Raw genomic sequence first — 13,965 nt, forward strand, 5'->3', positions numbered from 1 at the left:
GTAGACCACACATGACGCCGAGGATGCACATCATCGGTGTCATGAGCGGACCAAACCCGCCCGATGTGCTTAGGATGCTATCTGTCTCTGTCACCTTCGAGGCGGACACCAGATCCGCATCCGTCTGCTCGACTTGGAAGAGAAGGTTAGAGAGGGAAGCGCCAGCGCCTTCAACACTGGGGGAGCTCGAGCACGCGACGCCCAGTACGAAGAGAAGCGCAACGCAGACGCTGATAATGAGACTCGTTATCGATGCGCGTCGACGGCTGCTCTCGTGTCGGGAATCGGGCGACATCGAGAGCATCTCTCTAAGCATACCTGGACATGAGATGAGCGTGTTCCGGCGAAGCGGCTAGGACAGTCGCAGACTGAGTGGACGTGGCACATACCCGCGCGTCATGGATGAAACGGGCTGCATCTGCACCGGCGAATTGGGGGCCGATGGCTACGGAGCGGTGGAGAAATCACTCCACGGCTTAGGCGGTCGCACCCGCCGACGATGAGAGTCTCCATGCATCTGCCTGCCAGCATCCCCAGTCCCGACCCGAGTTGGGCAAGCTTCCAGATCGGCCCCTCACCATCCGCGTATGCGTTGTGCATCATTGCGGGGAGCATCGCAGCGGCCCTGATCACGGAAAGACGGCTTCGTCGTTCTTGCGATCGGCGCGGTGATCTTTGTCGTCCAACAGTCCGTCATCGCCTTCCGGAATCCTCGCCAACCTTCCGGGAGCCAGTACCGACGGCGTCGACCCGCGAACGTCGTCCGGTCGAGGGGAACTCGGTGGATGAGAATTTGGCCACAGGCGGGGACGGAGGCAGGGTCGGAGTGTTGGCACAGCGGCGTCCGAAGAGGTGCCGACTAGTTGTAGTGTCCAGGCAGGTTGTTTGAGAGCCGGGTGATCGGTGGGAGCTTTCCGATGGCAGTGTGGGGCCTGTGATGATTGTAGAAGTGCAGCCATTGTGGGAGGGCTGCGCGGCGGGCTGATTCGGAGTTGTAGTGCTTCACGTAGGCCCAGCCGTCGGCGAGGGTGCGGTGGAAGCGCCCGATCTTTGCGTTGGTCTGTGGACGGCGTGGGCGAGTGAACTTTGGTGCGATGCCGAGGTCCGCGCAGGCGCGTTTCCAGGCGTGGGATCGGTAGGCCGAGCCGTTATCGGACAGGACGCGCTCGACGCGGACACCGTGGTCGGCAAACCAGGAGACCGCGCGTCGGAGAACGCCGATGGCTGTCTCGGCGCGTTCGTCGTCGTGGATCTCCGCATAGGCAACGCGGGAGTGGTCGTCGATGACGGTGTGGATGAACGCGTAGCCGAGGATCTCGTGACGGCGCGTGTTTCGAGCCAGACCAGGTGTGGATTGACGGTTCCTGGCGCCTTGCTGCTTGCCGACGAAGCGCCAGCCGCCGCCGTTGGGGATGTTGCCGAGCTTCTTCACGTCGACGTGGATCAGCGAGACCGGGTGGTCATGCTCGTAACGTCGGGCGGGCTCACCGGTCTTCACATCGACGTGCGTAAGGCGGTTGAGGTGGCAATGGGTGAGGACAGCGTGAACGGTGGAGCGCGACATCTCGAGTCGACCGGCGATCTGAACAGGGCCGAATCGTTTACGAATGCGCAAGTGGACGATCTTCTTGACCAGGTACGGATGCGAGTGAGGTCGGGAGGACCGATCCGCCATGCCGGCGTCACCGAGCTCGACATATCGTCGCGCCCATTTCTGAGCGGTCGGCCATCCGACGCGAAAGTAGTCGGCCGCCGCCGCGACCGTCCATCCCTCGTCGATGATCAACTGCGCGATACTCAGACGTTGGCGCGGCGTCAGCGCCGCATTACCGAGAGACACGAGAACCTCCGGGACTTGAGCGGGTGTCTAAGCAGCTCGACTCTGACCGGAGGTTCTCGTCATGTCACGGCAACCAGATCAAACAACGTCCCTGGACACTACAACTAGTCGCGCGTCTTTTCCTGCAGCCATGCCACAGGGTTGACCTTCCCGTCATCGGTCGTGATCTCGAGGTGCAGGTGCGCCCCGAAGCTTCTGCCCGTGTTGCCGACGAGACCGAGCTTTTGGCCAGCGCCGATGTTCTGTCCTTCGAATACCTTCAGCGATCCGTACTGCATGTGGGCGTATCGGCTGAAGACGGTCTGACCGTCGACAACGTGCTCGATGTACACGGTCACGCCGAAGGCGCCTCCTTGTTCGGTGGCGATGCGCACCACTCCACCGGCGATAGCCTGGATCTCTGCTCCCTCCCCGGGGGTGAAATCGGCGCCCTCGTGCTGCCGGCCACCACGGGGGCCGTAGTTGGAAGAGGTGGGGACGCCGACGGGGAATGGCCATTGCACGGCGGCGTCCGGGTCGACAGGGTTGCTTCCGGTGAAGTGCCTGATACCCGCCACTGCCGCGATATCCGCCGTGGACGCGACGCTGAAGCCGCTCTGCCTGTCCAACGTTTCGGTGCGGACCTCGCCGGGAGTGACGAAGGCCTGGATCTGATCGTCTGGCACCTGAGCGGCCTGCGCAGGGGCGCTGTACCGGGTCGCGGCGCCTAAAGCCTGGCCGCCGACGACGGCGGCGGGAAAGGTCATCCCGACGGTGAACGTCCCTGCTACAACCAGAGCCCCGATGGCGGCCAGCTTCCGACTGACGCGGCGCGCATGGTTGCCTGCGGGGGCAGAAAGCGTCATGCGCGGCGATCTCACGGTGGCGGGGTGGGATGCAGAGGTCGTCGATACGGTCTCGGTCTCGGTCACGGCTTCGCTCGCCGGGATGGAGACGGTCCGGATCCGTTCCTCCTCCGAGGTGCGGACGGATTGCTCGCTCACGGCGGAGGATGATGCCGCTCGTCGTCGCCGCAGGTCAGCGCGGGTGAGCGGTCGGTTCTTATCGACAAGGGAGGCGGCGTGAGGTTCCGGCTTGGCGATGCGGTCTCGGCGCAGACGTACTTCGGGAGCCGCGTCGTGGGTGCGGGGCACAGTCAAGGGGTGGTTCTCCTCTTCAGCGGGCGGGGTCGACGATCGGGCTGGCGTCGACGAAGATCGAGTACTCCGGCGGCGGCAACGAGCGTGAGCGCCGCCACGGGGATGAGCACGGACAGCCACGGAGCGAGAATGACGCCTGCCGTCAGACCGGTCCGCAGCTGAACCTCGGTGATGTCGGCGGCGGCGACGTCGACGCCGATCGACTGGATGGTTGTCCCCGTGGGATCGATGACCTGGCTGGTGCCGACGGTGGAGACGTTGATCACCGTTCTTCCTGTCTCGATCGCGCGCATTCGCGCGAAGGCGAGCTGCTGCAGGTTCTCGTCGGAGCCGCGGAAGTCGGCGTTGTTGGTCTGGAACACGTAGAGCTCCGCTCCGCCCTCGACGCCGGCGCGGATCACGTCGTCGAAGATCACGTCGAAGCAGATCGCCAGGCCCACACGGGTGGTGCCAACGGTGATGATGGGAGGGTTCGTCCCGGGGGTGTACTCGCGCTGGATGAGCCGCACGAGATCCGGTGCGATCTTCTCATACAGCCACCGATCTGGGACGTACTCGCCGAACGGCACTGGGTTCACCTTGTCGTGAAGCTGAGGCTTATCAGCCCCGGGCGTCCATAGGATCGAGGTGTTGAAGGTCTTCTCTTCGCGGGTGGTTGCGGCGTTGACCAGGAGCGGTGATCCCGCGGCAGTAGCGATCTGATCCAGCGTCGTAGCGGTGTCGCGATCGCGGAGCGGATCGGAGTCGACGGCTCCCTCCGGCCACACGACGAGATCCGTCTGCTTCCCATACAGCGACGCGGTCGCCGAGGAGTAGGCACGGAGGATATCTCCCGGTGACTTGTCATCGAAGTATCCGGAAGGGCCGTTGCCCTGCACCCACCCGACGGTGAAGGTCCCGGCGCTGGTGGTCGGGAACTGGGGTGTCACGGCGAGGACGCCGATGATGACGACGGGGAAGAGGGATCCTTGCGGGAAGACTAGCCCGCCGGCGCGAATCCACTGCACCAGCGCGGCAGATGTCACGGCAACGAGGAACGAGAGCCCTGTGACGCCGATCCACGACGCAGCCTCCGGAAACGGACCATTGACCTGGGTCATCCCCAGGCGGGCCCACGGGAACCCGCTGTACGGCCAGGAGCCGACGGCGACTTCCCGGGCAGTCCACAGCCCCCCGATCATCACCGACACGACGGCGAGCTGGATCGCGCCACGGGGCGGGAGGCGGCGTGTCCATCGATAGGCGAAAGAGAGAGGGATGGCTCCGAGTCCCAGTAAGAGCGTCTCCAACCCGGAAAGGGCGAGACGGGGGACGGGCCCGAGGAACTCGCCCACCCAGGCGAGGTGGAGGGTGTAGAAGCTGGCGCCGAACAGGAGCCCGACTGCAAGGGCGCCCCCGATGCTTCGTCCGATCAGAGTCGCCAGGGAGAGCCCGACGCCGATGAATGCGAGCGGCCACCATCCCACATCGGGAGTGGACAGATCGAGAAGGACACCTGCGACGACGGCGAGGGGCAGCGCGGTGCGCAGACGCAGCATCGGCGTGTCGGGAAGTCCCGAGGAGTGGGCTGTAGGAGATGCTCGGGGCGGCTTGGGCCGGGGGAGCGCAGCGGTCGTCATCATTCTCAGGCGTCCTTCTTACGCAGCGACTCGAGATAGGCGTTGTACGCATCCAGTTCGCTCGTGCCGTGCACATCCGCATACCGATCCTCCGCCGCAGCACGGGCTGTATCCTCGCGGAACCATCGGTGCATCACGTACACGAGCATCAGGAGGGTGGGAGCCTCCCCGTACGACCAGGCCAGTCCGCCGGCAAGGCGCTGGTCCTCGAGCGGATCGAGACCGAGAGCCTCGGTGGGCGCAACGAATTGGGTGACGAGCATGGTCGTCGCCATCATCAGGAAGACGCCGAAGAACGCGTGCAGGGCGGCCTCAGCGAAGACATCGATCGCCCGACCGCCGTGGCTGAGCCGCATCGGCAGCGGGTCTGAGCTGAGCACAGGGAGGGTGAAAAGGACCCCGGCGACGAGGAATGCGACCTCAAGGGCTACGTGACCCTCGATGGTGGCGAGGATGCGATCAGCGAGGCCTGCCAGGTACAGACCGTAGAACGCCGCAAGATAGATCGGCAGGGCCAGCCACGGGCTGAGCACCCACCTGGCTGCACGGCTCCGCAAGCCTGCGTGTGCCGTTCGGAGAAGACCCCGTCCCATCCCACGGTGAGGGGTGGCGCGCAGAAGGAGGGTCCCGGGGGAGCCGAGGACCAGCAGAGGAGGGATCGCCATCATCAGCGTCAACTGCTGGAACATGAACACCGACAGCAGCGCATACCCGTAAGCCTCGACGCCAAGGCCGGTGGTACCGGCGAGCAGCACGCATCCCAGGAGGAAGCTGACTGTGCGCCACACCGGCCACCGCCGCCCCTGGCGCCACAGGCGGATCGCACCTGCCAGGTATGCAACCGCCAGGACCGCCGCTAGCACCGGCAACACTGGGAACGGCCCCGGGAGCACGGCGACATAGTCGGCGAACGTCGGAGGAGAATCCGGAATCCAGGGGCTCATCGAACAGACTCCACGACTTGGATGTCGACGAGCCCCGCGCGCATCGTCGATGGACGTCGCCGGGCACGGTGAACGTCGCCACCAGAGCGGACAGCTCCGGCGACGTGCACGGGCGGGCGAGCCAGAGTCATCGCGGTGTCGCAGCCTCCTTTTGTTGCGCAGCTTGCCCGGAGCGCAGCACGACGCGGCAGGCGACGTTTGCGGCTGTCACGACCTCAGGACCTTGATCGAGCTGCCCGCGACGAGGAAGAGCACCGCAGCGGCGGGCTGCACCCCGATCCAGACGGGGCCCATGAAGGGGAATGGGAGCACGGGATTCCAGATCACCGCGACGGCGACGAACACGGGTATCCACCACCACTGCCGCGCCTGGAAGGCGAACCAGCCGACAATGATCGCCAGGATCGCCGTCACGAACAGCACGACCGTTGACCAGCTGCTGGTCAGCAATACCGGTGCGAGGAACAGCACGGCGGCAGCGATCAGGCTCGGGGCGAGAGCATTGCGCTGATAGACGGAGGGGGTGCGCTTCTTCGGCGTCATGATCCTCTCATCCCAGCCCCCGCGCTCTGGGCCTCTCCCACGTCTCTGTGCGCCATCCTCCGCCTCCGGATCCAGAGCCCGCACCCCAGGATCACGAAGCCGATCCCGAGCGCGACATCTGCGAGGTTGCCGATGAACCAGTTCCCGTAGGCGAGGAAATCGGTTACGTGACCTCGACCAAATCCTGGAGGCGCGAGCAGACGATCCAGCACGTTGCCGATTGCCCCTCCGAGGATGAAGCCGATCCCGACCGCCCACCACGTCGTACGCGAGCGACGGGCACCGATGAACAGCACGACCACCGCGGCCACGCCGATTACGGTGAGCACCCAGGTCGCCTCCGAGCCGAAGGAGAGGATAGCGCCGGGATTGAACGCGAGCTGCAGACCGAGCAGGTCGCCCAGCACGGGGATACGCTCTGTCTCGCTCAGACCGGCGAGAGCTGCAGCCTTGCTTGCCTGATCGATCAGCACCACGAGCCCGGCAACCACGAACGCGACCGCATACCGGGGAATCGTCCTACGCATCGCCGGTCTCCTTCTCGGCCGCCGCCGCCTCGGCCCGGTCTCGGCGGCGGCGAGCACGGCCGGCCAAGAGGACGCCGGAGGCGCCCATGGTCAAGATGAACGCGAAGGCGATGACCACCAGGAGGCCCGCGAAGCCGAGGTCGTCCCGCTGCACGCCCTGTTCTCCGTTCCGCTTCTCATGCGACCGGTCGGGGGTCTCGGATGGCGATGGCGTCGGTGACGGGGAGGCCGTGGTCGGCGGCGTCGCGGTCGGCGACGGTGCGACTGTCGTGACGTCGCCGGTTGGTGCAGTCGTGCTGGCAGCTGCACTTTCCACTCCTGCCAACAGGGCCGCAACGCCGAGCGTTGCAACCACGATGAGAGCGAGGAGGGTTCGTCGTCGTCGGGACACGACGGGGGGCCATACAGGGGATCTGAGGGTCTCAGAAGTCGAACAGGTCACCCAGGAACCCTTCCCGACGCCGTCGACCGTTGCGGCCATTGCGATCGTGACCGTGGCCGCGGTCATGCCCGCGATCACGATTGTGATCGCCGCTGGGCGGGTAGTATCCACGGTCGTCCGAGGGCGCAGGCATCGCGCCAGCGGCACGATCGATGATCTTGTCCAGTTCACCTCGGTCCAGCCACACGCCACGGCACTGAGGGCAGTAGTCGATCTCTACGCCTGAGCGGTCCGTGATGAGCAGGGCGGTCCCGTCGACGGGGCATTTCATGATGGTTCTCCTTCGATAGATGATCGTTGACGGCGCGACGGGGGCTGTCACGCGTGAGTCGTGTGCTCTTCGGGGTGGGATTGCGGTTCGATCTGGAACGTGGAGTGCTCCACGCTCACGGGGAAGTGCTCGGCAACGCACTCCTGGAGCGAGCGAAGCAGTGCCGCGGAGTCCTCTTGTGACAGCTGGTCCTTGATCACCACGTGCGCCGTCAGGGTGGGAAGGTCTGTCGAGACCTGGGAGGCGTGGAGGTCATGGACGCTGACGACGTGCGGTAACTCCTCGAGGTGCTTTCTCACAGCGTCCAGGTCAAGTCCGGGAGGCGTGGACTCCAGCAGAACGCTCCCGGACGCGCGCAGCAGGATGAATGTACGCGGGATGATTAGCAGGGCGATCAGGATGCCGGCGATGGCGTCAGCGCGATACCAGTTGAGCGTGGCGATCAGGATGGCGCTGGTGATCACGCCGACGGATCCGAGAGCGTCATTGACGACTTCGAGGAAGGCGGCACGCATGTTGAGGTTGGCCTTGCGGCCGCTCATGAGAACCAGAAGAGAGGCGACGTTGGCGAGCAAGCCGACGATGCCGAAGAACAACAAGCTGCCAGAGGCGATCTCCGGAGGCTCGAACAGTCGCCTGATGCCTTCCACGAGGGCGAAGATCCCGACTCCGAGAAGCAACGCCGCTTGGGCGAGCGCACCCAGGACCTCGGCTCGTCGCAGACCCCAGGTGTGGCGCGCCGAGGGCGGTCGGTTCATGAGATGCGCGGCGGTCACCGCAAGAGAGAGGCCGATGACGTCCGTCAGCATGTGCGCAGCGTCGACAAGCAGCGCGAGACTTCCCGTGATCGCGGCGCCGACCACCTCGGTGACGAAGACGGTCGACGTGATCGCGAAGGCGATGATCAGTCGCCGCCGAGGCGTGCTCGCCGGGGTGTGACTGTGTTCGGCTCCCATACGCTTCTCCTTGTGTGTCAGGGACGATTCATGATTCGACGTACTATCGCGGATGCGTCCCGCTGCGCGCCGATGAACGTGTCGGATCCGTGCCTTCCGTGCCGGGGATGACCGGCCACGAACAGACCGGGCATAGTCGTCATGCCCCGTCGTAGGCGGCGATGCGCCCCGTCACGCACGCTCTGCGGAAGCCACTGGTCGCCGGGTAGGTAGCCGGTGGCGAAGATCACCGACTGAGGTTTCACTCGCGTACCGTCCGCGAACAAGACATCTTGACCGTCAACGCCGATCGAACCAGGTGCGAACGTGACCCCGCTCCGAAGCAGCTTGTCGAGTCGTTCGTCGCTCGCAGGTGTCGGTGACTGGCGTCGGAACCAAGACGAGCGGACGGTGCCCCTGGGCGGGAGCGCGGTGCGTCCGCCGTGCCGGTGGCGAGATCTGGTCGACAAAGTGACGACGTGGGAGTGAGCGAGCTCGCCGGCGACCTGGGTACCGCTATCCCCTCCGCCGATGATCAGCACGTCACCCTGAGGAATCTGACGCGAGAGGCGATAGTCCGCGCTGTGAAGAATCACTCCCGGCACGATGAGCTCTGACGCCCATGCGGGGAGCGAGGGCCGCGAGGCAAATCCTGTGGCGCAGACAACGTTGCGCGTCTGGACCGCTCCCTCGGCGGTGCGCAGGAGGAGCGTTGAGCCAGTTCCGCGATGTTCTACTCCGGTGGCGCGGATCCCCCACATCGTGGCTACGCCGATCGATGTCTCGACGGCGGTGAGGTACCGCTCCATCTCGGGTGGATACGGGCGGCGGGCGGGATCGCTAGGGAGGGGGACGCCTCCGATGGCGCTGTGCTGAGCGTCGGTGAGGAGTTGCATGGAGTCCGCCCGAGAGGCCCAGGAGCGCTCTCCGCGTGGGTTTGCGTCGATGATCGCGAAGTCTCGCTGCGGGGCAAGGCCCGCAGTTCTGAGCGCGGAGGCGACTGCCAGCCCGGCCTGTCCGGCGCCGACGATAATGGCTCGGCGATGCGATAGTCCCAGAATCGTCACTGAGTCTCCATCGCGGCCGTGATGGCGCTCTCCAGGTCGTCAAACCGCTGCAGCTGGAGCTTCTTGCCATCGACGTAGAACGTCGGCGTGCTGTCGACTCCGAGCGCCTGGCCGTCGTTCACGTCCAGATCCACGCGCTCGGCGGTGGCGGGATCTGCCACGGCCCTGTCGTACGCTGCCATGTCCAGGCCGAGCTGCTCGGCGAAGCCCCGGAAGACGTCCGCACGGGACTCCTGCGCCTCAGCCCACTCCGTCTGTGTTTCGAACAGCTTGCGGTACATGCCCTCGAGCTGACCCTGCTGCGCGGCGGCCTCGGCAGCGACGGCGGCGTTCTTGGAGTTCAGATGCCCCGGCAGGGGGAAATAGCGGATGACGTAGTTGATCTTTCCGTCGTATTTCGTCCGCAGGTCTTCGACGACCGGATAGAAGGCTCCGCAGGCCTCGCATTCGAAGTCCAGGAATTCGACCACGGTGACGGCACCCTCACCGCCCTCGTCGAGCACATGCGAGTTCTCGCGCTGGACGGGGACGGAGGATGCGGAGCCGGGTGACGCGGGCGGCTCCTTTCCGTTCTGATTGACGAGGACAACGACGAACACGACGAGCATCAGCACTACGACGACTGCAGCGGTGACGATGCCAGCTTTCACACCAGGTTTCAACGGGGTACTCCAATGACACGACAAGACGAACGACGGGACGAGCGTGAGCTCGCGGTATCGCCACCGCGAGGGTGGCGCATCGGACGTCAGGTTCGCGAGAGACCGAGCTGAGAGAGGGAGAACGCAGTGGTGCGCAGCGGGGAGACGAACACCGACACACGAGGTAGTGGGCGCGGTCCGGCCCGGAGAGGGGAAGCCAGCCGAGAAGACCAGAGCAGCCGCACGATCAGGATGATCGCTGTGAGCCCGCACAGGATGCCCAGAGTGCACAGAGCGACACCCAGCGATGCGTTCATTTCTCCCGAGAGAGCAACGATCTGCTGGGGACTGGGGTCGGCTGCGGGCGATTCGACAGCGGAGCTGTCGTGTCCGGTCACGGCAACGGGAACGCCCTCGCCGCCCCGAGAATCCGTATGCCCCATCGTGGCGGTCGCTCCGAAGAGCAACAGCAACGCCAGTCCGGTACTGGTAATGAGCCGCATTATCAATAGCTGCTCGTTCGTTCGCGAGGAACCGGGGATCCGCAACGAACGGTGCATCCTCCGAATTATACTCGTCCCATGTTTGCGCATTCTTTGAGCGGGCAGGGAGCGACGAGCAGGCCATGTCCGGCGGAGTTCACGGTTGAAATGTCGGTCGGTGGTGACGAGCAGAGGCGCCTTAGAGCCCCGCCCGCCACCACCTGTGCCTATTTGGACCGGCGGCCACGCGCTCGGATGAGCCAGACGGCCATCGCGATCACGGCGGCGAGAACGAACACCCCTCCGAGGACGACAAGAACGAACATGCCTTCGGAGGACCCGTCGGATGCCCTGTCCGACTTGGCTGGAGCGGGGGTGGCTGCTGCTGCCTGCCCGCTCTGGGTAGGCGTGGGCGACGCCGACGCGACTGCGCCGGGTTGGATGCGGGTCTGCTCGTTCTGGCAGGCGGGCAGATCCCATCCGAGTGCAGGCTCGGCACCCTCCTCCGGTGCGTACTGGAACTGGAAGGACTCGGAGATCGGGTGCCCATCGCTGGAGACCGCGTTCCAGAGGATCGTGTAGGTCCCCGCCTCGCCGAGTGCAACCGGAGTGGTCAGAACGTTGAGGTCGATGGTCGAGCACGATGTCTCGTAATACAGCCCGTCAGGCCCTTGTATTTGTGCGAAGCTCGCCTGCCCGAAGTCGATCAGTTCACCGCTGAACGTGAGGGAGACGGCCTCCAGGCTCGCGACGGTGTCGCCAGCGGATGGTGTGGAGTCGAGAAGATTGTCGTGGGCGGCAGCCGGGTCGGCGAACAGCAAGGTCGCGATGGCAGCAGAAATGAGGGCGGTCGTGGTCAGGCGTATCGAGCGAGAGAGTTTCGAGGGCATGGTTTGGTCCTTGGCGCTGTCCTGAGAAGCGGCGGAGTCTTGTTGAAGGGGGCCGGGGGAAAGAGAGGGGCTTTGGGCGTTTCAGGCGGCGCCCGCCGGGGCCTGTCAACGGGACTGACGATCGTGACGCCGCGCCGGGCCGCCCGGTCGGGAGGATCAGGGATGCTGCTCATGGCTTCCGCGCTCGCTTGAGGTGCCCGAGAAGAGCTGCCAGCCCGACGCCGACAGCTCCCGTCGCGAGCACGAACCCGGCTGTGCCCTGGTCGGCAAGAGGATCAGGACCCCAGGTGCGTCCCATCGCTCCGAACCAGTTGGCCGCGATGAGGCCGTTTTGGATGATGACCCATGCGCCTAGGGCAACAGGTGTGAGGATGGCCGATGCGATGACGATCGCCCGCAGAGCCCGAGAACGCGCCCGCCGGGGCGAGACCACTGAGTGCATCAGGATGCTGCCCGCGGCGAGCAGCGCCACGGTACGGAGTTCGTGGGCGAGAGGGTCGACCAGTGTCCACCGGAGAATCCCGGTTGCACTCGCCGCCCACAGCACCATCGCGAACAGGACGGCTGCGACGACGGGATGGGTGAGAAGTGTCATCGGCCGCGACCGGGCGACTACCTGCATCCATTCGCGTACGCCCCTGCTCTGGTCGGTGCGGCTGTTGATCGCCGGCATCGCAAGCGCGAACGGGGCACCCAGCACGAGAAGCAACGGGACGACGGTGGCCAGCAGTGCTCGGCCGATCGCATCCACGCTGTGCAGATAGTCCGCGTACACCGCGATCGGGCCGGAGCTCACCCAGAACAACAGGAGCATCCCCGCAACCCATGAGAGCGTACGCGGGGTGGACCATGACTCGCCGCGTCGCCGGAGACGGTGGACGCCTGCGAGATAGAAGAAGATTCCGAAGCCGGCGACCAGGGTCCACAGCAAATCGATGTCCCAGCCGACGACCCAGCGCCCGATCGTGAGTTCTACCGGAAGGGGGGCTTCGGTGAGGATCTCAGCCGGCGTCGTCAGCGGGGGCGCACTGGTGTCAGCGGGCGCGGGTGTGCGCGCCAGCGCCGCAGCCGCGCCGCTGGCCAACCCCATCACCGCGAACTCGACGGCAATGAAAACCCAGAATGCGCCCCTCTCTCCCACGCCACGATGGATGAATCTCCGTCGGTGAGCGATCCCCAGCCCTCCAAGTGCGGCAAGAGCCAGGACCTTGAGCGCGAGCACGGCACCGTACGCGCTGATCAGGTCCCCCCAACCCGTGATCGAGGTGAGCGCCCGCGCGATGCCGGACACGAACACGACGATGAACGCGACCAGCGCGAGCGTCGAGTACCTTTCGACGACGACCCGCATCCGGGTCTCCTGCAGCCACGGACGCAGGAAGATCAGAGTCACGAGTCCGCCAAGCCACACGGCGGCGCCGATGATGTGCAAGACGAGTGCCATGACTGCGGAGTCATGGTTCGCGAGGCTGCCCGAGTGGCCCTGTGTGGCCATCGGAACCAGGCACATCAGGGACAACGCACCGACAAGCGCCGCAGCGCCCCAGCCACGGAACGCGTATGCGAGCACCGTGATCGTTGCGGCGGCCACCGTGGTGATCAACCACACGCGCCCGAGCTCAGTCTCCAGCAGGAACCGCCCCAACTGCTGACCGAACTCCGCCCCCAACGACACCTGCGGGTTGAACGATGACAGAAAGGTGAGGAACGCGGTGGTTCCGCTACTGACCGTGAGGATAGCCGCTCCGGCCGATGCCAGGTCGAGGGCCGCATCGTACTCCTTCTTTCCTGCACGAAGCGCGAAAAGTGCGAGCACGGCAGAACCGGCCATGACCGCGGCGGACAGGTTCACGAAGAGCTTTGCGGCCGGTAGCCCCCAGCGAACCAGAGCACCTGGATCGCTAGTCATCCGAGGGGCCGCACCGCCTCCGATGATCAAGCCGACAACGAGGGTGAGCATGCCGGCGGCGACCAGGATGGCGGGACCTGCCACCCGCAGGGGCTGCGCATTCACGACAGGCCTTTCGTGACCTCGGACTGCGGCTGCGGGGCTGAGGTCGCGTTCGTATCAGTGTCGGGAGCTGTGCACGCGCCGGACTTGGGCAGCTTCTGCACGGCTGGGGCAAGGGCGTCCAGAACGTTGTCCGCCGAGAGACGAGTGGTATCGACGTACACCTGTGCGGCTGGTTCCCTTCCGTACGTGGTTATGCGCAGGTTTGGGGAGTCCGAGTCGTCGACGATCCAGTCGACCGCACCGATGGTGACGCACTGCAACGTGGTGGGCGCGGGCGGTTCGAGTCCGCAGGTGAAGACGACGGCCGTGGGATCGCCCCACGCGGCCGTAGCTTGCGCGTCCGTAGTTCGGCTCGGAAGATCTCCGATGACATCAGGCAGGCGGACTGTCACGTCCGCACACTCGGGAACGTTGGCATCATCCGCTGGCTGCAAGTCGACGGTCGGCGCGCACCCGACCATAAGCAGGAGAACGCCAACGACGCCGGCGAACATCGCAGTGAGTCGCGGTGAACGCGTGCGTAGGGGCGCAGCGATCCTGGTCGCGGGCTGGGCATCAGGACGGGACATCGAAGTTCTCCAAGTGTGTCATCGGCGCGGCAACGAAACTCT

At 65.4% G+C, this 13,965-nt stretch carries 14 protein-coding genes; all 14 read right to left on the reverse strand.

The genetic code is table 11. The features are described 5' to 3' along the window. Positions 1 to 859: 859 nt before the first annotated feature. On the reverse strand, positions 860 to 1,840 hold the full coding sequence (locus MicroSTF_RS01340) for an IS481 family transposase (RefSeq protein ID WP_021200792.1): 981 nt from the start codon (positions 1,838 to 1,840) through the stop codon (positions 860 to 862). Positions 1,841 to 1,944: 104 nt separating this feature from the next. After that, complete coding sequence (locus MicroSTF_RS01345; protein ID WP_152525919.1) at positions 1,945 to 2,751, reverse strand: M23 family metallopeptidase; 807 nt, start codon at positions 2,749 to 2,751, stop codon at positions 1,945 to 1,947. 224 nt (positions 2,752 to 2,975) lie between these two features. Beyond that, positions 2,976 to 4,601, reverse strand: coding sequence for an apolipoprotein N-acyltransferase (lnt, locus tag MicroSTF_RS01350; RefSeq protein WP_322953048.1), 1,626 nt, complete (start codon positions 4,599 to 4,601; stop codon positions 2,976 to 2,978). 2 nt (positions 4,602 to 4,603) lie between these two features. Next, positions 4,604 to 5,542, reverse strand: coding sequence for a cytochrome c oxidase assembly protein (locus MicroSTF_RS01355; RefSeq protein WP_259977659.1), 939 nt, complete (start codon positions 5,540 to 5,542; stop codon positions 4,604 to 4,606). 207 nt (positions 5,543 to 5,749) lie between these two features. Continuing rightward, positions 5,750 to 6,085, reverse strand: a complete 336-nt coding sequence (locus tag MicroSTF_RS01360) for a DUF6804 family protein (protein WP_021200788.1) — start codon at positions 6,083 to 6,085, stop codon at positions 5,750 to 5,752. Further along, positions 6,082 to 6,612 (reverse strand): signal peptidase II, encoded by a 531-nt coding sequence (locus MicroSTF_RS01365; RefSeq protein WP_021200787.1) that lies wholly within the window; start codon positions 6,610 to 6,612, stop codon positions 6,082 to 6,084. Before MicroSTF_RS01365 ends, MicroSTF_RS01360 begins: the two co-directional genes overlap by 4 nt. Continuing rightward, the gene (locus MicroSTF_RS01370; RefSeq protein WP_259977657.1) at positions 6,605 to 6,766 is read right to left on the reverse strand and encodes a hypothetical protein; all 162 of its coding nucleotides are present in this window, start codon (positions 6,764 to 6,766) and stop codon (positions 6,605 to 6,607) included. Before MicroSTF_RS01370 ends, MicroSTF_RS01365 begins: the two co-directional genes overlap by 8 nt. A gap of 268 nt (positions 6,767 to 7,034) precedes the next feature. Then, positions 7,035 to 7,325, reverse strand: coding sequence for a zf-TFIIB domain-containing protein (locus MicroSTF_RS01375; protein ID WP_259977655.1), 291 nt, complete (start codon positions 7,323 to 7,325; stop codon positions 7,035 to 7,037). 47 nt (positions 7,326 to 7,372) lie between these two features. Continuing rightward, entirely contained in the window at positions 7,373 to 8,281 is a 909-nt protein-coding gene (locus MicroSTF_RS01380; protein ID WP_259977653.1) for a cation diffusion facilitator family transporter, read from the reverse strand. 17 nt (positions 8,282 to 8,298) lie between these two features. Beyond that, on the reverse strand, positions 8,299 to 9,327 hold the full coding sequence (locus tag MicroSTF_RS01385) for an NAD(P)-binding domain-containing protein (protein WP_259977652.1): 1,029 nt from the start codon (positions 9,325 to 9,327) through the stop codon (positions 8,299 to 8,301). Beyond that, positions 9,324 to 9,989, reverse strand: coding sequence for a DsbA family protein (locus tag MicroSTF_RS01390; RefSeq protein WP_031207733.1), 666 nt, complete (start codon positions 9,987 to 9,989; stop codon positions 9,324 to 9,326). Before MicroSTF_RS01390 ends, MicroSTF_RS01385 begins: the two co-directional genes overlap by 4 nt. A 688-nt stretch (positions 9,990 to 10,677) precedes the next feature. Next, positions 10,678 to 11,340 (reverse strand): copper resistance CopC family protein, encoded by a 663-nt coding sequence (locus tag MicroSTF_RS01395; protein WP_259977650.1) that lies wholly within the window; start codon positions 11,338 to 11,340, stop codon positions 10,678 to 10,680. A gap of 169 nt (positions 11,341 to 11,509) precedes the next feature. Beyond that, positions 11,510 to 13,354, reverse strand: a complete 1,845-nt coding sequence (locus tag MicroSTF_RS01400; RefSeq protein WP_259977649.1) for a bifunctional copper resistance protein CopD/cytochrome c oxidase assembly protein — start codon at positions 13,352 to 13,354, stop codon at positions 11,510 to 11,512. Next, positions 13,351 to 13,848 carry a DUF3515 domain-containing protein gene (locus MicroSTF_RS01405; RefSeq protein WP_259977648.1) on the reverse strand — a complete coding sequence of 166 codons (498 nt, stop codon included), beginning with the start codon at positions 13,846 to 13,848 and terminating at the stop codon, positions 13,351 to 13,353. Before MicroSTF_RS01405 ends, MicroSTF_RS01400 begins: the two co-directional genes overlap by 4 nt. Positions 13,849 to 13,965 lie beyond the last annotated feature (117 nt).

Source organism: Microbacterium sp. STF-2, from assembly GCF_034650155.1.
GTDB lineage: Bacteria > Actinomycetota > Actinomycetes > Actinomycetales > Microbacteriaceae > Microbacterium > Microbacterium maritypicum_A.